Source organism: Xanthobacter sp. AM11 (genome assembly GCF_047444035.1).
Taxonomy (GTDB): Bacteria; Pseudomonadota; Alphaproteobacteria; order Rhizobiales; family Xanthobacteraceae; genus Xanthobacter.
In genome coordinates, this window is sequence record NZ_JBLAOA010000001.1 from 1,422,282 (window position 1) to 1,440,914 (window position 18,633).

The following is an 18,633-nucleotide window of genomic DNA, read 5'->3' on the forward strand; positions in this document are numbered from 1 at the left end:
GGACGCGCCCAGCCATGAATGCCCTGCCACCCTTCGATGAAACCCGCACGGTTCCCCCCGCCACAGCCGCCCGCCCGCGCCGGCGGCTGTGGCGGTGGCTGCTGCTGGCGATCCTCATCGCCGCCGGCGCCTATGCCTATTCCCGCTACACCGCCCCCGCCCCCGGCGCCGGGCTGATGACCGCCCCGGTGGTCCGCGGCGATGTGGAGGAGACGGTTCTGGCGAGCGGAACGCTCAAGCCGGTGCGGCTCGTGGCGGTGGGCTCGCAGGCTTCCGGCCGCATCGTCTCGCTCAAGGTCCGGCTGGGGCAGAAGGTGCAGCAGGGCGAGCTGATCGCGCAGATCGATTCCGTCACCCAGGAAAATGCGCTGCGCACGGCGGAGGCCTCCCTCGCCAACACGCGGGCCCAGAAGGCGGAGAAGGAGGCGACGCTGGTGCTCAACGAGCAGACTCTCGCCCGCCAGAAGACCATGGTGGCGCAGAAGGCCGTCTCCCAGGCGGATTTCGAGGCTGCCGACGCCGAGGTCAAGGTCACGCGGGCGCAACTCGCCGCCCTGGACGCCCAGATCGTCTCGGCGCAGGTGGCGGTGGACACGGCCCGGGCCAATCTCGGCTACACCCGGATCACCGCGCCGGCCGACGGCACGGTGCTCGCCATCGTGGCCCAGGAGGGCCAGACGGTGAACGCCTCCCAGTCGGCGCCCACCATCGTCATCCTCGGCGAGCTGGGCGTGATGACGGTGCGCGCCGACATCTCCGAGGCGGACATCGTGAAGGTCGCGCCCGGCATGCCGCTGTGGTTCACCGTGGTCGGCTCGCCCGACGAGCGCCACACGGGAAAGCTGGAATTCATCGAGCCGGCGCCGGAATCCATCAAGAGCGACAGCAGCTTCTCGACCACGACGAGCAGTTCCTCTTCGTCTTCCTCCTCCTCTTCCACTTCATCCGCCATCTATTATGTCGGCGTGTTCGACGTGCCCAACCCCAAGGGGCGACTGCGGACCTACATGACGGCGGAAGTCCACATCATCCTCGGCCGCGCCGAGGGCGTGCTCACCGTGCCCGCCACGGCGCTGGAGCGGTCGGGGCGCGGCTATCGCGTGCGGGTGGTCCATGCGGATGGGACGGTGGAGCGCCGGCAGGTGGAGGTGGGCCTCAACGACAAGGTGACGGCCGAGATCCGCTCGGGCCTTGCGGAAGGCGAACGGGTGCTGACGGGCGAGGCCACGGGCGCTGCGGGCGGCGGGCAGCAGCGCCGGCCGGGTGGCCCGCCGCCGCCCATGGGGGGGCTGTGAGCATGGATGCGCCCCTCGTTCAGCTGAAGCAGGTGTGGCGCGAATATCCGTCCGGCGAGGGCACCATCGCGGCGCTCAAGGGCATCAATCTTGAGATCGCGCGCGGCGAGATGGTGGCCATTGTCGGCGCGTCCGGCTCGGGCAAGTCCACCCTCATGAACATTCTGGGCTGCCTGGACCGGCCCACGGCCGGCAGCTACTGCGTGAGCGGCAAGGAAACCTCGGCGCTGGAGCCCGACGAGCTGGCGGCGCTGCGCCGCGAGCATTTCGGCTTCATCTTCCAGCGCTATCACCTTCTGGGCGAGCTGACCGCCTTGGGCAATGTGGAGATCCCGGCCATCTATGCCGGCGCCACGGCGACGGCGCGGCACGCCCGGGCCGAGGCGATCCTTGCCCGCCTCGGCATGGCCGACCGCACCGGGCACCGCCCGGGCCAGCTCTCCGGCGGCCAGCAGCAGCGCGTCTCCATCGCCCGGGCGCTGATGAACGGCGCCGACGTGATCCTTGCCGACGAGCCCACGGGGGCGCTGGATTCCCGCAGCGGGGCGGAGGTGCTGCGCATCCTCGACGAGCTCAATGCGGAAGGGCGCACCATCATCATCGTCACCCACGACATGAAGGTGGCCGAGCGGGCCCAGCGCATCATCGAGATCCGCGACGGCGAGATCGTCGCCGATCGCCCCGGGGGGGCCGCGCGGGCGCGCATGGCCGTTTCGGCGGCGGCCGGGGCGGCCCCGCACCGCGGGCGGCTCGCCCGATGGCGGGCGTTCGCGGACCGGCTGGGCGAGGCCTTCATCATGGCGCTGCTCGCCATGAACGCCCACCGGCTGCGCACCTTCCTGACCATGCTCGGCATCATCATCGGCATCGCCTCGGTGGTGTGCGTGGTGGCGCTGGGGGAGGGGTCGCGGCAGAAGGTGCTCGCCAACATTTCGAGCCTGGGCACCAACACGCTGGAGATCTTCGCCGGCCGCAACTTCGGCGACACGCGCTCGGGCCGCATCACCACTTTGGTGGTGGCCGACGCGGACGCCCTTGCGCGGCAGCATTATGTGGCGGCGGTGACACCCACGGTGTCCAAGTCGAGCACGGTGCGCTTCGGTGCCATCGAGGCGAGCGCCCTCGTCAACGGGGTGGGCGAGGGGTATTTCGCGGCGAAGGGGGCACGGCTGGCCCAGGGCCGCTTCTTCGACGCCGACAGCGTGCGCAGCCGCGCCCTCGATGCGGTCATCGACGAGAACACGCGCCGCACCCTGTTCAACGACCATCCCGGCAGCCCCCTTGGCCAGGTGATCCTGGTGGGGGACGTGTTCGTGCGGGTCGTCGGGGTGGTCGCGCCACAGCAGAGCGGATTCGGCTCCAGCCAGAATCTCGCCATCTACCTGCCCTTCACCACGGTGCAGACACGCTTCCTGGGCTCGACCTCGCTGCGCTCCATCACCGTGAAGGTGGCCGACGATGCGCCAATGGACGTGGCCGAGCAGCAGGTGACGCGCTTCCTCACCCAGCGGCACGGCACGAAGGACTTCTTCATCATCAACACCGACGACATCCGCAACACCATCACCGCCACCACCGAGACCATGACGGTGCTGATCGCCGCCATTGCGGTGATTTCGCTGATCGTCGGCGGAATCGGGGTGATGAACATCATGCTGGTGTCGGTGTCGGAGCGGGTGGGCGAGATCGGCGTACGCATGGCGGTGGGGGCGCGGCGCAGCGACATTCTCGGGCAGTTCCTGATCGAGGCGGTGCTGGTGTGCCTTGTGGGGGGCGTCGCCGGCATCGGCCTTGCGCTCGGGTTCGGCGTGATCTTCGCCTATAGCGGCTCGAACTTTACGCTGATTTATTCCACCACATCCATCGTCGCCGCGGTGCTCTGCTCCAGCCTCATCGGCATCGGCTTCGGCTACCTGCCGGCGCGCAACGCCTCGCGGCTCGATCCGGTGGCGGCGTTGGCGCGGGATTGACCCCTGCCCGCCGGGCAGGTCCGGCTCTATCCAGTACGTGAGAGGGCGATTCACCGCCCATCTGGAACCGCGGCGCGGCTCCAGATGGGCGGATCGCACCCTAAAGGCCATGGCGGCGCAGCCAGGCGGCGGCCGGGTGCCGGCGGGCGCGTGGCTTGGGTGCGGCTGCGGTTGCCTGGGCGGCGGCGCGGGCCTCCTCGGCCTGCCGCACCCTTTCGAGGGCGCGGTCCGCCAACGCATCGAGGGCAGGATGGCCGGCCTCCCGCAGGCCGGCCGCAGCCAGGCGGCAGAAATCGGGCACTGCGGCTTCGATGGAGCGGGCGAACCAGGTGATGGCCTCCTGCGCGCATCCGTCCTCCCATCGGGTGCGGGCGAAATCGAACTGCCCGCGATAATCCCCGCCCATCGCCGCGCGGCGATACCAGCGGCGCGCCGCCGCCGGGCGCGCATGCCGGCCCCAGCCATGTTCGAGAAAGCGCCCCACCATGGCCATGGCCTTCGGATTCCCGCCGCGGGCGGAGCGCACAAACCATTGAAGGGCCGGGGTGGGGTTGGCGGCGAAGTCTTCGGCATCGAGCAGGAGCGAGGCCAGGTTGAACTGCGCCCAGGCATGGCCGCGCGCGGCCGCATCGCGATAGTGGCGCGCCGCCTCTGCGCGGTCCGGTGGCACGCCCCAGCCGAATTCATGGCACCGCCCCACCATGTTGAGCCCATCGAGGCTGCCCGCATCGGCGGCGATGCGGAACCATCGCAGGGCGGCCTGGGAATCGCGCGCGACGCCGTTTCCGTCGAGCAGCATCTGGCCCCAGGCGACCTGCGCGCTTTTGATGCCGTTGAGGGCGGCGGCGCGAACCCACGGCGCGGCGTCTGCCGGCGAGGGCGCCATCCGCGCACGCAGGGCCTCTGCATCCATGCCCTTGAGAGTTCTATAGGAAATCCGCTCGTCACCCATGCCCGACCCTGAGCGCAGAAGCCCGCGGAAGGCTGCGCGGCATGTTCGCCGCCGTGCGTTCTCTGCGGGGTGTCGCAGCTCCAAAGGCCCCGACAGCCGCGCCTTCTGTCAATGGGCGATGCCGCTGCGGGCAAAGATCATAATTATAATTATTTGAAGCAAAGCACATTTTTGTATCATTTGGCATAATAGTGTAACCAGAAGCCAGAATCCGGCCGATATTAGATCTAATAAAAAACATAATTGTTGCGCTGCGGCGGGATCGCTCCGTATATCTCCCAGCATGACAGAGCATGTTCCATCTGCACTTGCCTTCATGAGGCGATGAGTTGGTTGCATGTGGGCAGATTTATACTTCAAAGTTTGCCGTGATGTCGATGTATAAATACGAATAGTTCGTGTTGTATTCGATAATGACGGGCGTATGACATTGCCTAGGGCGAATTTTATACCTTTTTGGTCGGTCTGCATGATGCGGATTTGCATCAGCTTCAGCGGCAAAGCCTGAGCGCACGGGGAAAAGTTATGGGAGCCTTGAGGACACTTCGGCCCGCGATGTCGCATTCTTCGGTCACGGTCGGACTCGCGATGACCATGTCGGCCGTGCCCCTTTTTGACGCGCTCGCGCAGCAGGCGCAGGGCGGCGACCCCGGGGCCGGCGATGTGGAACTGCCCACCGTCGTCGTCACCGGCGAGGGTGGCGAACCGGCCAATTCCCTGGAGGCCGGCACCGGCCTGTCCCGCCTGCCCGGGACCCTCCAGGACACGCCGCAGACGGTCACCGTCATCTCGCAGGAAACCATGCAGCAGCAGGGCGTGACGACCCTGGAGCAGGCCCTGCGCAACGTGCCCGGCGTCACCGTCTCCATCGGCGAGGGCGGCGGCGGCATGAATGGCGACCAGTTCCGCATCCGCGGCTTCCAGGCCAAGGGCGACATCTACATCAACGGCCTGCGCGACTTCGGCGTGTATGTGCGCGACAGCTTCGCGTATCAGAACGTGGAGGTGTTCAAGGGTCCCACGTCCGAAAGCTTCGGCGCGGGAACCACCGGCGGCGCCATCAATACGCAGCTCAAGCAGGCACATCTGGGCGACGTCTATGATGTGGAAGGCCAGTTCGGCTCCGGCCCGCTCTATCGCGGGGTCTTCGACATCAACCGGCAACTGAGCGACACCACGGCGGCGCGCATCGTCGGCATGATCAACGAGCAGGACATCGTCGATCGCGACCACGTGACGTCCGATCGCTGGGGCCTGATGGGATCGCTCGGCTTCGGCCTCGGCACCAACCAGACCTGGTTTCTCAACTATCTCTACCAGCATGGCGAGCGCACGCCGGACTATGGCGTGCCGATCGTGACGCCCCTTTACGGTGACGTGAAGAAGTTCGGCGCCCTCGGCCAGCCGGTGACCGAATGGGGCGTGCCGCGCAATACCTTCTACGGCAAGGAAACCGACCGCGACATCGCCGACGCCAACATCTTCACCTCCAATTACAAGAACGAGATCAACGACTGGCTCACCTTCACCAACGACAGCCGCATCGCCTACTACACCCGCGATTTCGCCACCACCGTGCCCGGCTGCAGCCAGGGAACGACGCCGATCACGGAACCCAAATATTACGCCAGCTGCACCGGCCAGTTCTTTGCGGGCAACAACCCGGCCATCGCCTTCGGCGGCGGCAATCCGGGCTTCGAGCAGGAAAGCTGGGCGGCGCAGAATGTGGCCACCCTGGTTGCCAAGTTCAACACCGGCTGGCTGCGCCACGAACTGGTGACGGGTATCGACTATTATGTCGTCAATGACGAGCGGGTCCTGATCTCCGTCAAGGGCACAAAGGGTGTCTCCACCATCTGGAACCCGGTCTATGCCAACACGACGGGCTATTCCCTTTATCTAAACCCGTGGGGCAACAACGGGCAGAAGGTAAGCGACACCTCCGATTTCGGCGCCTTCGCCAGCGACCGCATCTGGTTCAACGACCAGCTTTCCCTCCTCGCCGGCGCGCGTTGGGACAGCTATTCGACGGACTACAAATATTGGTGCGTTGATGCCACCGGCACCTCCACCGTGCCCGGCTGCAAGGACAGCCCCGGAACCTGGATCAACACGCAGGCCTCCACCCAGTTCTGGAGCCCCAAGGCCTCGCTGATCTGGGAGCCGACCAAGACCCAGACCTATTATGCGTCCTACGCCAAGTCCTTCACGCCCCAGGGCGCCTTCCCCACCAATGACACCACGGTGGTCAGCCCCACGCAGCCGAACCTTGATCCCGAGGACAACGAGACCTGGGAGGTGGGCGCCAAGGTCTCGGTGCTGGACGGCAAGCTCGGCCTGACCGCAGCGCTGTTCCGCGTGAACAAGAGCAACGTGTCCTATATTGACCCGGTGAGCCTGAATTCGGTGCCCACCGGCGAGACCCAGCGGGTGCAGGGCCTGGAACTGGGCATGACCGGCAACATCACCGACGCCTGGACCATTCAGGCCGGCTATGCCTATTACGACAGCACGGTCCTCACCTCGCCCACGGATGCCTATGTGGGCAACGAGGTTCCCTTCGTCTCGCCGAACAACTTCACCCTCTGGACCACCTATGACCTGATCAAGGGCGGGCTCATCAAGGCCTTGCCCGGCCAGTTCCTCGTCGGCGGCGGCATCACCTATGCGGATGCCTATTTCACCAACAGCGCAAACACGGCGATCGTCCCGGAAACCTTTTCGCTCGATGCGCTGGTGTCCTACAAGTACGACAAGTACCGGGTTGCGCTCAACGGCTACAATCTGACCAACGAGCTCAACTATTCCAGCGGCTTCGGCAGCCGCGCCGTGCCGGCGCCGGGACGCAGCTTCACGCTGACGGTGGGCGCCACCTTCTGATCGCCGGGAGGCGGAGCCGGCGCCACGCGGCGCCGAAGGAGCGGGCTGCGGCCCCTTCCCGGCGCCGCATGCGTCATTGTCGCCGGAACGGATGCCACATGCTGGTCGAGATCGTGAACCTTCTGAGCGAGGCGGAGGTCGCCCAATGCCGCGGCGTGCTCCAGTCCTCATCCTGGGTGGATGGGCGCGCGACGGCGGGCCAGCAGGCGGCGCAATCCAAGTTCAATCTCCAGCTTCCCGTGGGGTCGCCGCAGGCACTGGAACTGGGCGACATCATCCTGCGGGCCCTGGGCCGCAACCCCACCTTCAATTCGGCCGCCATGCCCCTGCATGTGCTGCCGCCCATGTTCAACCGCTACGACGTGGGGATGAAGTTCGGCGCCCATGTGGACGGCGCCATCCGCGCCATTCCCGGCGCCGGGCGGCGCATGCGCTGCGATGTGTCCACCACGGTCTTCCTGAGCCCGCCGGAAGAATATGACGGTGGCGAGCTGGTGATCGAGGACACCTACGGCCTGCACGAGGTGAAGCTGGCGGCGGGCTGCGCCGTGGTCTATCCCTCCAGCAGCCTGCACAGGGTCAATGAGATCACCCGCGGCAGCCGGTGGGGCGCGTTCTTCTGGACGCAATCCATGGTCAAGGAGGATGAGCGGCGCGCGCTGCTCTACGATCTCGACCTCGCCATCATGGCCATCCGCACGAAGCTGCCGGACGACGACCCCTCGGTGCTGGCGCTCACCGGCGTCTATCACAACCTGCTGCGGCAGTGGGTGGAGATGTGAGCGCGCGGCGCCATTTCCGTGCGCCGCAGGACAAGGCACAGGCGCCGGCGGATGCGCCAGCCGCAGGGGCTCGGGGCCGGCGAAATGCCGGCCTCTACAGCAGGATCTCATCCATCGAGATGACGCTGATGCGCGATTCCGGGGCAAATGAGTCGAAATGGTCCTTTTCGATCTCGCGGAATTCGCTGACGAGAACATACTCGCCATCATTCAACCGGGTCGGCGTCCAGTATGACACGCAGTGCCGCACCTGCGTGCCGCAGGCCGGGCGCCAGTAGTTCACCACCTTCACGCTGGCGACATCGCCCGCAAAGAAGCCGCTCTGGCAGGCGGTGCCCCACTGCGATTCCAGAAGGTCGGTGAAATACTGGCGATAATTGCACTGCGCCAGATCGGTCAGGCGGACGCCATGCAGCTGCGCGGCCTGCGCGGACGCCGCCATGTTGACCGCGGACCGGTTCGCCACCTTCACGGCGGAGAGCGCGCATTGAATGCGATGGAAGAAGGCGAGGTCGGAGCGGCTGGAAGGGTCCCGCATCAGGTCGCGCAGCCGGCGCTGCATGCCCAGTTCCGGCACATGGGTGCCGCGCTCCCAGCGGGAAACCGTGGCCTGCTCCACGTTCAGTTGCTCCCCGAGCGCAGCCTGCGTCAATCCGTGGACACGTCGGTAACGCCGGATCTGATCGCGCCAACACTGGCTCATGTCGATCGCCTCATACGCATATATGCCGCCTCATCACCCCCGAGGGAATTAAGCACTATTTCCCGATGCTTTGGCAACCGCTCCAGCGGAGCCGAACGACGCAACCGGAATTGCTTCCTTTACCTTCGAGGTTCACGTGACAGCAGCGGGCGAGGCAAACAATAGTCATCATCCTGCCTATATTTTCGGCATCGACCGCGGCGGCACATTCACCGATGTCGTTGCATGGACACCGGACGGGACTATTCAAACCGCCAAGGTCCTCTCCGCTCAGCCGGGCGTCGAAGACGATGCGGCGGTGATCGGCATCCGCAGCATTCTGGAGCGCGCGGGCGACGACGGCACCCTGTCCGGGACGATCGAAGTCATCCGAATGGGCACGACGGTGGGCACCAACGCCCTGCTGGAGCGCAAGGGCGAGCCGGTGGCGCTGTTGGTCACCCGCGGCTTTCGCGATGCGCTGCGCATCGGCTACCAGAACCGCCCGCGCCTGTTCGACCTGCACATCGTCCTGCCGGAAAGCCTGCATGCGACCGCCGTGGAGATCGACGAGCGGATGGCGGCGGACGGCTCGGTGGTCGCCGGGCTCGACACCGATCAGCTGCGCGCGCAGCTCGGCGCGCTGCGCGCGCAGGGCTATGCCTCGCTGGCCATCGCCTTCATGCACAGCTATCGCAATCCCGCCCACGAGATCGCGGCGGCGCAGATCGCGCAGGAGGCCGGCTTCGCGTTCGTGGCCATGTCCCACGCGTGCAGCCGCCTGATCAAATACATCAGCCGCGCCGATACGGCGGTGGTCGATGCGAACCTGACGCCGGTCCTGCGCCGCTACATCGCCCAGCTCAAGGACCAATTGTCAGGCACGCCGCTGCTCTTCATGCAGTCGAACGGCGGGCTGATCGCCGCGGACGCCTTCCGCGGCAAGGATTGCGTGCTGTCGGGGCCGGCGGGTGGGATCGTCGGTGCGGTGGAGGCGGCGCGTGCGTCGGGCTTCGACCGCATCATCGGCTTCGACATGGGCGGCACGTCCACGGATGTCACCCATTATGCCGGCGAGCTTGAGCGCACGGCGGAAAGCGAGATTGCCGGTGTGCGCATCCGCGTGCCCACGCTGGCCATCCACACCGTCGCCGCCGGTGGCGGTTCGCTTTTGTCCCTCGACGGGCAGCGCTTCCGCGTCGGCCCGGGGTCGGCGGGCGCCAATCCGGGGCCGGCCTGCTATCGCAACGGCGGGCCGCTCACGGTGACCGACTGCAATCTCCTGCTCGGCCGGCTGGCCCCGGAGCATTTCCCCCGCATCTTCGGGCCCGGCCGGGACCAGGGGCTGGATGCGGACGCCACCCGGGCCGGCTTCGAGGCCCTCGCCGCGGAACTGGCGCTGCGGACCGGCCGCGGTAAGTCCATCCACGATTGCGCGGAGGGCTTCCGGCGGATCGCCGTGGAGAACATGGCGAACGCCATCAAGAAGATCTCCATCGAAAAAGGATACGACCTCGCCAGATATGTGCTGTGCAGCTTCGGCGGCGCCGGCGGGCAGCATGCCTGCGATGTGGCCGACGCGCTCGGCATGTCCCGCGTGCTGGTGCATCCCCTGGCCGGGGTCCTGTCCGCTTATGGCATGGGGGTCGCCAGCCTGCGGGTGATCGAGGAGGAGAGCGTCGAGGCCCGGCTTGACCCGGCCTCCTGCCCGCAGTTCGAGGCCAGAAGCGAGGCTCTGCTGCACCAGGCGGCCGCAGGGCTCGCCGCCCAGGGCATCCGCGCCGGGGACATCACCTTCGAGCGGCGGGCGACGCTGCGCTACGAGGGCTCGAATGTGGGCCTGCAGGTCGCGTTCGCACGGATGGAGGAGGCGGCCGCCGCCTTCGTCGCCGCCTATGCGGCGCGCTACGGCTTCACGCTGCCGGGCAAGGCCGTCATCGTCGAGGCCCTGTCCGTGGAGGCGATCGGCCGCTCCCGGGTGGAGGATGTCACGCTGCGCCCGCAGGCGGAGGGGGAGCCCGCCGCGCCCATCGCCGCCAGCCGGCTCTATGTGGATGGCGCCTTCCATCCGCTTCCCGTCTTTCACGGCGAGAGCCTGGCTGCGGGCCAGCGCCTGCCCGGCCCGGCGATGATCATCGACCGGAACGCGACCACGGTGGTGGACCCGGGATGGGGCGCGCAGGTAATGGCGGATGGCGCCATTCTGCTGACCCGCTCCGGCCGGAAGGAGAACCCGCTCCTGACGCCGGATGTGGCCGATCCGGTCTATCTCGAAGTCTTCAACAACCGCTTCATGGCCATCGCCGACCAGATGGGCCAGGCGCTCATCAACACCGCGCACTCGGTCAACATCAAGGAACGGCTCGACTTTTCCTGCGCCATCTTCGACCGCGCGGCGAACCTCGTATCCAATGCGCCCCACATTCCCATCCATCTGGGCGCCATGTCCGAGAGCGTGGAGGTGGTGCTGCATGCCTTCGGGGAGAGCTTCAAGCCGGGCGATGTGTTCGTTCTCAACTCGCCCTATCGCGGCGGCGCCCACCTGCCGGACATCACCGTCATCGCCCCGGTGTTCGACCCGCAGGGCCGGGAGCTGATGTTCTTCACCGCATCGCGCGGCCACCATGCCGACGTGGGTGGATCGACCCCGGGGTCCATGCCCCCCGACAGCACCTCGATCCTCGATGAGGGCGTGCTCATCGAACCCACCCTGCTGGTGGAGGCGGGGGTGTTCCTTGAGGAGAAGATGCGCGCGCTGCTCGGCTCGGGCCGGTATCCGGCGCGCAACCCGGAGCAGAACCTGGCGGACCTCAGGGCGCAGGTGGCGGCCTGCATGCGGGGCGCGGCGGAACTGCGGGGCCTGTGCGCGGAGTTCGGGCCGGCGGTGCCGCTCGCCTATGCCGGGCATATCCAGGATGCGGCGGAAGAGGAGGTGCGGCAGGTCATCTCCACCTTGGATGACGGGGCCTTCACCTACGAGCACGATCTCGGCTTCCAGGTCTCGGTGCGCATCTTTATCGAGCGGGCATCGCGCAGCGCGACCATCGACTTCACCGGAACGAGCGCCGAGGTGCCGCTCAATTTCAATGCCCCGCCCTGCATCACCCGGTCGGCGGTGCTCTACGTGTTCCGCACCCTGGTGCAGCGGGACATTCCTTTGAATGCGGGCTGCCTGCGGCCCATCACCATCATCATCCCGGAGGGCTCGCTGCTCAATCCGCGCTATCCGGCGGCGGTGGCCGCAGGCAATCCGGAAACCTCGGTGCTGGTCACCGATGCCCTGTTCGGCGCCCTCCAGATCCACGCCGCGTGCCAGGGCACCATGAACAACGTGACCTTCGGTGACGCGCAATACCAGTATTACGAGACGATCTGCGGCGGCGCCGGCGCGGTGGATGGCTTCGACGGCACCTCGGCCGTCCATACCCACATGACCAACTCGCTGATGACCGACCCGGAAGTGCTGGAACTGCGCTTTCCGGTGCGGCTCGAAGACTTCAGCATCCGCGCCGGATCGGGCGGGGCGGGGCGGTTCCGCGGCGGGGACGGCACCGTGCGGCGGCTGCGCTTCCTGCGGCCGATGGAACTTGCCGTGGTCACCAACCGCCGGCGCATCCCGCCTTATGGCGTGAAGGGCGGCGCGCCGGGTGCGCCCGGCCTGAATGCCCTGCTGCGCGCCGACGGCACCATCGAGCCCCTGGGCAGCTGCAGCCGCGCCATGGTGGCTGCGGGCGACGGCGTGGAGATCCAGACCCCCGGCGGCGGCGGCTTCGGCGCGCCGGGCGATCGCAGCTGAGGGGGGGGGCCGCATGAAACCGTTCCTTTATATCGACAATTGGAACCGCGCCCAGCCCAGGAACCGGCTGGAGCAGCTGCTCGAAGAGCGCGCCTGGCCGGTGGAGCGCATCCGCGCCCAGTCGTCCGCCCTGCCGGCATCCCTCGAATATTGCGGCGTCTTCGTCGGCCCGAGCGATTCATCGGCCTATGACCTCGACCCCTGGATCGTCGAGGAGCGGGGCACCCTGCGGCGCCTGGCACGGTCGGGCGTGCCGGTGCTCGGCCTGTGCTTCGGCTCGCAGATGCTCGGCGCCGCGCTGTTCGGGGTGGACGTGGTGCAGCGCCGCCGCGCGCGGGAGAGCGGCTTCGGCGAAATCGTGCGTGCGCCCGCAGCCACCAATGATCCGCTGCTGGCGAACCTGCCGGACCGCCTGGACGTGTTCCACTGGCATGGCGACGAGGTGGTGCCGGGCCATCCCGACATGGAGGTGCTGGCGGCGAGCGCGGCCTGCAGCAACCAGATCTGGCGCTGGCGCGGCGGCCCGGCCTGGGGCGTGCAGCCCCATCCCGAATACGACCGGGCCGGGCTGTGCGCCTGGTTCTCGCAGGACGAGGAGCGCTTCCGCGCCGCCGGCTACGACACCGGGCAGGCGGCCGCGGCGGCGGTGGATTGCGGGCCGGCCGCGGCGGTGTTCGAGAATTTCCTCGCCATCGTGGCGGCGCAGGCGGCGGCCGCCGCCGCGGGGAGGCGCCGATGAGCGCGCCCTCCTTCGTTCCCGCCGGGGCCTCGCCGCACGCGATCCGCCTGGCCTGCCGCAGCGGGGCGTTTGCCGGCCTCACCTCCGGCCTCGCCGCGGGCTATGTGCAGGGCAACATCGTGATCCTGCCGCGGGACTGGGCCGATGACTTCCTGCGCTTCTGCCAGCGCAATCCCAAGCCCTGTCCGCTCATCGCCGTCGGCGATCCCGGCGATCCCGCCTTCGGGGAGCTGGGCCTCGACCTCGACATCCGCACCGATCTGCCCGCCTACCGGGTCTATGAGCACGGAAAGCTGGTGGCCGAGGTGTCCGACATCATCGCCCACTGGCGGAAGGACTTCGTGGCCTTCGTCATCGGCTGCTCCTACTCGTTCGAGGAGGCGCTGGGCGCGGCCGGCCTGGGCATCCGCCATGTGGAGTGCGGCTCCATCGTGCCCATGTACCGCACCAACCTGGCCTGCCGCCCCGCCGGCCGCCTGTCCGGGCAGATGGTGGTGTCCATGCGCCCGTTCACGCCGGCGGATGCCATCCGGGCCATCGAGATCACCTCGCGCTTTGCCGCGGTCCACGGAGCGCCCGTGCATCTGGGGGCGCCGGAAGCCATCGGCATCGCCGACCTTTCGGCCCCCGCGTTCGGCGACCCGGTGCCGCTGCGGCCCGGCGAGATTCCGGTGTTCTGGGCGTGCGGATACACGCCGCAGACGGTGATCGAACAAGCCGCGCCGCCGCTGGCCATCACCCACGCGCCCGGGCGCCTGCTGGTGACCGATCTTCTCAACGCGCGTCTCGGCGCGGCTTGAGCCTTTCAGCAAACAACAAGGAAACCTTCCATGAACCGCAGGGAACTCATTGCCGGCATGGCCGGCCTCTCGCTCGCCGCCGCCGGCCGCGCCCAGGCGCAAGCCGTGCCGGAGGTCACCATCGGCGCCATCTATCCCCTCACCGGCGCAAGCGCGCAGGTGGGGTTCGATGCGAAGCTGGCGGTGGAGACCGCGCTCGACGTGGTCAACACAGTGCACGACCTGGACCTGCCCACCGCCCGCAACGCCGGCCTTTCGGGCCTTGGCGGCGCCAAGGTGCGGGTGGTGTTCGCCGATCACCAGGGCGATCCGCAGAAGGGGCGGGCGGAAGCCGAGCGCCTGATTACACAGGAGAAGGTTTCCGCCATCTTCGGCACCTACCACAGCTCGGTCGCCACCACCGTGAGCGCCACCGCCGACCGCTACCAGGTGCCCTTCCTGGCGGCGGATTCCTCCTCGCCGACGCTCCAGCGGCGCAAGCTGCGCTACTTCTTCCGCGCCATGGCGGACGACGAGCAGTTCTCGAAGGTGATGTTCGATTTCCTCGATGCCGAGCGCAAGGGCGGCCGGGCGGTGGAGAAGATCGCCCTGTTCCACGAGGACACCATCTTCGGGACCGATTCCTCCAACATCCAGCACCAGCTGGCGGAGAGCCGCGGCTACCGGATCGTGGCCGACATCAAGTACCGGGCCAACTCGCCCTCGCTCACCTCCGAGGTGCAGCAGCTGAAGGCGGCGCAGCCGGACGTGCTGCTGCCTTCGAGCTACACCACCGACGCCATCCTGCTCATCAAGACCATGAACGATCTGGGCTTCCAGCCTCCGGCACTGATCGCCCAGGCGGCCGGCTTCGTGGACAAGGCGCTTTATGATGCGGTGGGCGACAAGGTGGACGGCCTGATCACCCGCGCCGAATTCTCCCTCGACCTGGCCCAGCGGCGGCCGATGATCGCCAGGGTCAACGACCTGTATCGCGCCCGCTCCGGCAAGGACATGAACGAGAACACCTCGCGGGAATTCATGGCGGTGATCCTCCTCGCCGATGCCATCGACCGCGCGCGCTCCACCTCCGGCCCCGCGGTCCGCGACGCTCTCGCCGCCACCGATCTTCCCGGCGACCGCACCATCATGCCCTGGAAGTATGTGAAGTTCGGGCCGGACGGCCAGAATACCGGCCTCAACCCGGTGCTCCTCCAGTATATCGACGGCCGCTTCGCCACCATCTTCCCGCCCGACGTCGCCGTGCGCCCCGTCAAGTGGCCGATGCGCTGACGGGGGCCCGCATGACAAGCGATACACTGATCCAGGTGCTGCTGAGCGGGCTGCTGATGGGGCTGATCTACGGCCTCGTCGCAGTGGGGCTCTCGCTCATCTTCGGCCTGATGGACGTGGTCAACTTCGCCCATGGTGAATTCCTGATGATCGCCATGTATGTGATGTTCGGCCTTGTGGTCTTCTCCGGCATCGACCCGCTGGTGATGACGCCGCTGGCGGTGGGGGCGCTGTTCGTGCTCGGGGCCCTCACCTATGTGGGGGTCATCCGCCACGCCATGCGGGCCAAGGCCAATGTCGGCATGGTGCAGATCTTCGCCACCTTCGGCCTGGCCATCACCATGCGGGGCGTGGCGCAATATTTCCTGACGCCGAACTACCGCTCCCTGCCGGAGAGCCTGCTCGGCGGCAAGACGGTGGCGCTGGCGGGAATCGTGCTGCCGCTGCCCCAGCTGGCGGGCGGGCTGATCTCGCTGGCGGCCTTCGGCGCCCTGTTCGCCCTCATGACGCGGACGGATCTCGGCCGCGCCCTTGAGGCGACGCGCGAGGATGCGGGCGCGGTGGCCCTCGTGGGCATCGACAAGGATCGCGAGTTCATGATCGGCTGGGGCATCGGCGCGGCCCTCATCGGCCTCGCCGGCTCCGTGCTGGCGATCTTCTACTACATCTATCCAGATGTGGGCGCGCCGTTCGCCGTGATCGCCTACATCACGGTGGTTCTCGGCGGCTTCGGCAGCATCTTCGGCGCCCTGCTGGCCGGTGTCGTCGTCGGGCTGGCGGAGGCGGCGATGACCCTGGTTGCGCCGCCGGCGATGAAATCCATCGGCATCTACATTCTTTTCCTGGCCGTCGTCATCTTCCGCCCGCGCGGTCTATTCGGGAAATTCTGATGTTTGGGACAAGCAAGACACCACAATCGCGCGGGCAGGTCGCCATCGCCCTTGCGGCCACGGCCGGGGTGCTGGTGTTCACCCGCTGGGTGAGCGACCCCTATGTGCAGAACGTGCTGGTGCTGACACTGATGTATGCGGCGCTGGCCCAGAGCTGGAACATCCTGGGCGGATACTGCGGCCAGATCTCCCTGGGGCACGGCCTCTACTTCGGCATCGGCGCCTATGCCTCCACGCTGCTGTTCGTGCGCGCGGATGTGTCGCCCTGGCTCGGAATGCTCGCTGGCGGTGCGCTGGCCGGCGGGCTGGCGGCGGCGCTGGGCTATTTCCTGTTCCGGCTGAGCGGCCATTACTTCACCATCGCGACCTTCGTGGTGGCGGAGGTCGGGTTTCTCCTGATGCTGAACTGGGAATGGGCGGGCGGCGCGCTGGGCATCCAGATTCCGTTCGAGGCGGACAGCTGGGCGACGCTCCAGTTCGCGCGGGACAAGGTGCCCTATATTCTCACGGCCCTTGCCCTCGCGCTCATCGCCTGGGTCGCCACGCTGGTGCTGGAGCGGTCGAAATGGGGGTTCTGGTGGCGCGCCATCAAGGATAACCCGGAGGCGGCCGAAAGCCTCGGGGTCGAAGTCTTCGGCTCGAAGGTCGCCGCGGCCGCCATATCCGCCTTCTTCACGGCGGTCTGCGGCTCCTTCTACGCGCAGTTCGTGTCCTATATCGACCCGGAAAGCGTGATGAGCTTCCATTTCTCCCTGCTCATCGCCCTGCCGGCGGTGCTGGGGGGCATCGGCACCCTGTGGGGGCCGGTCCTCGGCGCGGTGGTGCTCATTCCCATGTCGGAACTGACGCGGAGCTATCTCGGCGGCTCCGGCAACGGCACCGACCTCATCATCTACGGCGCGCTCATCCTCCTGGTCTCGCTGCTGCGGCCGCAGGGCCTCGTGAGCCTCTTCGCCTTGCCCCGAACGAAACAGGTGCATCCCTCATGAGTGCCACCATTCTGGATGTGGGTCACATCACCTGCCGCTTCGGCGGGCTGCTGGCGAACGACGACGTTTCCCTCTGCGTGCGGCAGGGGGAGATCCTCGGCCTGATCGGCCCCAACGGGGCGGGAAAATCCACCCTGTTCAACATCATCGCCGGCGCGGTTCTGCCAACCTCCGGCACGGTCTCCTTCCTGGGGCGGGACATCACCGCCCTGCGGCCGAGCACGCGGTGTCGCCTGGGCATCGCCCGCACCTTCCAGGTGATGCGCAGCTTCAACTCCATGAATACGCTGGAGAACGTCATCGTCGGGGCGCTGGCCTGCGGCGTCGGTGCGCGGGCGGCGCGCCGGCAGGCCCATGAGGTGCTCGACTTCGTGGGCCTCGCCCACCGCGTGGATGTCCCGGCCATCGATCTGACGCCCCCCGAGAAGCGGCGGCTGGAGGTGGCCCGGGCCCTGGCCACGCGCCCGAAGCTGCTGCTGCTCGACGAGGTGATGTCCGGCCTGACGCCCAACGAGGCGCGCGCCGGCATGGACCTGATCCTGCGGATGCGGGAGACGGGAATCGCCATCCTGATGGTGGAGCACGTGATGGAGATCGTGGCGCCCCTCGTGGATCGCACCGTCGTGCTCAATCTGGGGCGCATTCTCACGCAGGGGGCACCGGCGGACGTGCTGAAGGACGAACGCGTGGTCTCCGCTTACCTGGGAGAGGAATATCATGCTTGAGGTCCGCGCTCTCACCACCGCCTACCAGGGGCTCACGGCCATCTCGGATGTGTCCCTCGACGTGCGCGAGGGCGAGATCGTCCTCGTGGCCGGGGCCAACGGGGCGGGAAAATCCACGCTGCTCAAGTCCATCACCGGCATGGAGCGTGCCCAGGCGGGCACGGTGTCGTTCCTCGGCGCACGGATCGAGCGCATGCCGGCGCACCGCATCACCGCGGCGGGCATCGCCTTCGTGCCCGAGAACCGGCGGCTGTTCCCGCGCCTCTCGGTGCGCGACACCCTGCGGCTCGGCAGCTATCTCCACCGCCGCGACCCGCAGCGCGATGCACCGCTGGGCGTGGTGTTCGACATCTTTCCCCGCCTGGCCGAGCGCCTGGACCAGCGGGCGGAAACCCTGTCGGGCGGCGAACAGCAGATGCTGGCCATCGGCCGCGCCCTGATGACGCGGCCGCGCCTGCTGCTGCTGGACGAGCCGTCGCAGGGCATCATGCCCAAGCTGGTGAGCGAGATCCTCGGAGCGGTTGAGAAAATCCGTGCGGGAGGCGTCAGCATCATCCTTGTCGAACAGCGCATAAAGCAGAGCATCAAGGTTTCGGATCGCTACTACCTGTTGAAGAACGGGGCCGTCGTGTCGTCCGGGAGCGCCGACAATATGGAGGGGTCCGGAGATCTGGAAGCCGCATATCTGTCCTAGAGCGCGATCCGCCCATATGGAGCCGCGCCGCGACTCCATATGGGCGGTAAATCGCCCTCTGACTTACTGAATGGCGCCGGCCGGTCCGGGCCATTCGGCTACGGCAGAGCGAGGCCTGGATGATATAAGGGGTCTGTCCGCTGTCCCCCTGCCATAGTGAATCGCTG

At 67.5% G+C, this 18,633-nt stretch carries 14 protein-coding genes; 12 read left to right on the forward strand and 2 right to left on the reverse strand.

What is annotated here, in order from left to right; all coding sequences use genetic code 11:
• Nucleotides 1-14 precede the first annotated feature (14 nt).
• Both ACI7BZ_RS06680 and ACI7BZ_RS06685 read left to right on the forward strand, forming a co-directional pair.
• Entirely contained in the window at nt 15-1,295 is a 1,281-nt protein-coding gene (locus ACI7BZ_RS06680; protein WP_414116402.1) for an efflux RND transporter periplasmic adaptor subunit, read from the forward strand.
• A gap of 2 nt (nt 1,296-1,297) precedes the next feature.
• A complete protein-coding gene (locus tag ACI7BZ_RS06685; RefSeq protein ID WP_414116403.1) occupies nt 1,298-3,265 on the forward strand; it encodes a MacB family efflux pump subunit in 1,968 nt (655 codons plus the stop codon).
• Between the two features lie 100 nt (nt 3,266-3,365).
• Here the strand turns inward: ACI7BZ_RS06685 and ACI7BZ_RS06690 are convergent, their stop codons facing one another.
• The gene (locus ACI7BZ_RS06690; protein WP_414116404.1) at nt 3,366-4,217 is read right to left on the reverse strand and encodes a tetratricopeptide repeat protein; all 852 of its coding nucleotides are present in this window, start codon (nt 4,215-4,217) and stop codon (nt 3,366-3,368) included.
• 588 nt (nt 4,218-4,805) lie between these two features.
• Here ACI7BZ_RS06690 and ACI7BZ_RS06695 point away from each other — a divergent pair.
• Both ACI7BZ_RS06695 and ACI7BZ_RS06700 read left to right on the forward strand, forming a co-directional pair.
• Entirely contained in the window at nt 4,806-7,097 is a 2,292-nt protein-coding gene (locus ACI7BZ_RS06695; protein ID WP_414116405.1) for a TonB-dependent receptor, read from the forward strand.
• Nucleotides 7,098-7,195: 98 nt separating this feature from the next.
• On the forward strand, nt 7,196-7,879 hold the full coding sequence (locus ACI7BZ_RS06700) for a Fe2+-dependent dioxygenase (protein ID WP_414116406.1): 684 nt from the start codon (nt 7,196-7,198) through the stop codon (nt 7,877-7,879).
• 94 nt (nt 7,880-7,973) lie between these two features.
• Here the strand turns inward: ACI7BZ_RS06700 and ACI7BZ_RS06705 are convergent, their stop codons facing one another.
• Nucleotides 7,974-8,582: a helix-turn-helix domain-containing protein gene (locus tag ACI7BZ_RS06705; RefSeq protein WP_414116407.1), complete on the reverse strand. Its 609-nt coding sequence runs from the start codon at nt 8,580-8,582 to the stop codon at nt 7,974-7,976.
• A gap of 136 nt (nt 8,583-8,718) precedes the next feature.
• Here ACI7BZ_RS06705 and ACI7BZ_RS06710 point away from each other — a divergent pair, with 136 nt between their 5' ends.
• The 8 genes from ACI7BZ_RS06710 to ACI7BZ_RS06745 are packed head-to-tail and all read left to right on the forward strand — an operon-like array spanning nt 8,719 to nt 18,466.
• Nucleotides 8,719-12,357 carry a hydantoinase B/oxoprolinase family protein gene (locus ACI7BZ_RS06710; RefSeq protein WP_414116408.1) on the forward strand — a complete coding sequence of 1,213 codons (3,639 nt, stop codon included), beginning with the start codon at nt 8,719-8,721 and terminating at the stop codon, nt 12,355-12,357.
• A gap of 13 nt (nt 12,358-12,370) precedes the next feature.
• Nucleotides 12,371-13,096: a type 1 glutamine amidotransferase gene (locus tag ACI7BZ_RS06715; protein WP_414116409.1), complete on the forward strand. Its 726-nt coding sequence runs from the start codon at nt 12,371-12,373 to the stop codon at nt 13,094-13,096.
• Entirely contained in the window at nt 13,093-13,896 is an 804-nt protein-coding gene (locus ACI7BZ_RS06720) for a putative hydro-lyase (RefSeq protein ID WP_414116410.1), read from the forward strand. The genes ACI7BZ_RS06715 and ACI7BZ_RS06720 overlap by 4 nt, the downstream gene beginning before the upstream one ends.
• A 30-nt stretch (nt 13,897-13,926) precedes the next feature.
• Complete coding sequence (locus ACI7BZ_RS06725; protein ID WP_414116411.1) at nt 13,927-15,168, forward strand: ABC transporter substrate-binding protein; 1,242 nt, start codon at nt 13,927-13,929, stop codon at nt 15,166-15,168.
• Nucleotides 15,169-15,179: 11 nt separating this feature from the next.
• Nucleotides 15,180-16,058: a branched-chain amino acid ABC transporter permease gene (locus ACI7BZ_RS06730; RefSeq protein WP_414116412.1), complete on the forward strand. Its 879-nt coding sequence runs from the start codon at nt 15,180-15,182 to the stop codon at nt 16,056-16,058.
• The gene (locus tag ACI7BZ_RS06735) at nt 16,058-17,047 is read left to right on the forward strand and encodes a branched-chain amino acid ABC transporter permease (protein WP_209488207.1); all 990 of its coding nucleotides are present in this window, start codon (nt 16,058-16,060) and stop codon (nt 17,045-17,047) included. Before ACI7BZ_RS06730 ends, ACI7BZ_RS06735 begins: the two co-directional genes overlap by 1 nt.
• The gene (locus ACI7BZ_RS06740; RefSeq protein WP_414116413.1) at nt 17,044-17,772 is read left to right on the forward strand and encodes an ABC transporter ATP-binding protein; all 729 of its coding nucleotides are present in this window, start codon (nt 17,044-17,046) and stop codon (nt 17,770-17,772) included. Before ACI7BZ_RS06735 ends, ACI7BZ_RS06740 begins: the two co-directional genes overlap by 4 nt.
• A complete protein-coding gene (locus tag ACI7BZ_RS06745) occupies nt 17,765-18,466 on the forward strand; it encodes an ABC transporter ATP-binding protein (RefSeq protein WP_414116414.1) in 702 nt (233 codons plus the stop codon). The genes ACI7BZ_RS06740 and ACI7BZ_RS06745 overlap by 8 nt, the downstream gene beginning before the upstream one ends.
• Nucleotides 18,467-18,633 lie beyond the last annotated feature (167 nt).

Coding starts and splice junctions, on each gene's coding strand:
- ACI7BZ_RS06680 (WP_414116402.1), top strand. CDS start 15: ATGAATGCCCTGCCACCCTTCGATGAAACCCGCACGGTTCCCCCCGCC.
- ACI7BZ_RS06685 (WP_414116403.1), top strand. CDS start 1,298: ATGGATGCGCCCCTCGTTCAGCTGAAGCAGGTGTGGCGCGAATATCCG.
- ACI7BZ_RS06690 (WP_414116404.1), bottom strand. CDS start 4,217: ATGGGTGACGAGCGGATTTCCTATAGAACTCTCAAGGGCATGGATGCA.
- ACI7BZ_RS06695 (WP_414116405.1), top strand. CDS start 4,806: ATGACCATGTCGGCCGTGCCCCTTTTTGACGCGCTCGCGCAGCAGGCG.
- ACI7BZ_RS06700 (WP_414116406.1), top strand. CDS start 7,196: ATGCTGGTCGAGATCGTGAACCTTCTGAGCGAGGCGGAGGTCGCCCAA.
- ACI7BZ_RS06705 (WP_414116407.1), bottom strand. CDS start 8,582: ATGAGCCAGTGTTGGCGCGATCAGATCCGGCGTTACCGACGTGTCCAC.
- ACI7BZ_RS06715 (WP_414116409.1), top strand. CDS start 12,371: ATGAAACCGTTCCTTTATATCGACAATTGGAACCGCGCCCAGCCCAGG.
- ACI7BZ_RS06720 (WP_414116410.1), top strand. CDS start 13,093: ATGAGCGCGCCCTCCTTCGTTCCCGCCGGGGCCTCGCCGCACGCGATC.
- ACI7BZ_RS06725 (WP_414116411.1), top strand. CDS start 13,927: ATGAACCGCAGGGAACTCATTGCCGGCATGGCCGGCCTCTCGCTCGCC.
- ACI7BZ_RS06730 (WP_414116412.1), top strand. CDS start 15,180: ATGACAAGCGATACACTGATCCAGGTGCTGCTGAGCGGGCTGCTGATG.
- ACI7BZ_RS06735 (WP_209488207.1), top strand. CDS start 16,058: ATGTTTGGGACAAGCAAGACACCACAATCGCGCGGGCAGGTCGCCATC.
- ACI7BZ_RS06740 (WP_414116413.1), top strand. CDS start 17,044: ATGAGTGCCACCATTCTGGATGTGGGTCACATCACCTGCCGCTTCGGC.
- ACI7BZ_RS06745 (WP_414116414.1), top strand. CDS start 17,765: ATGCTTGAGGTCCGCGCTCTCACCACCGCCTACCAGGGGCTCACGGCC.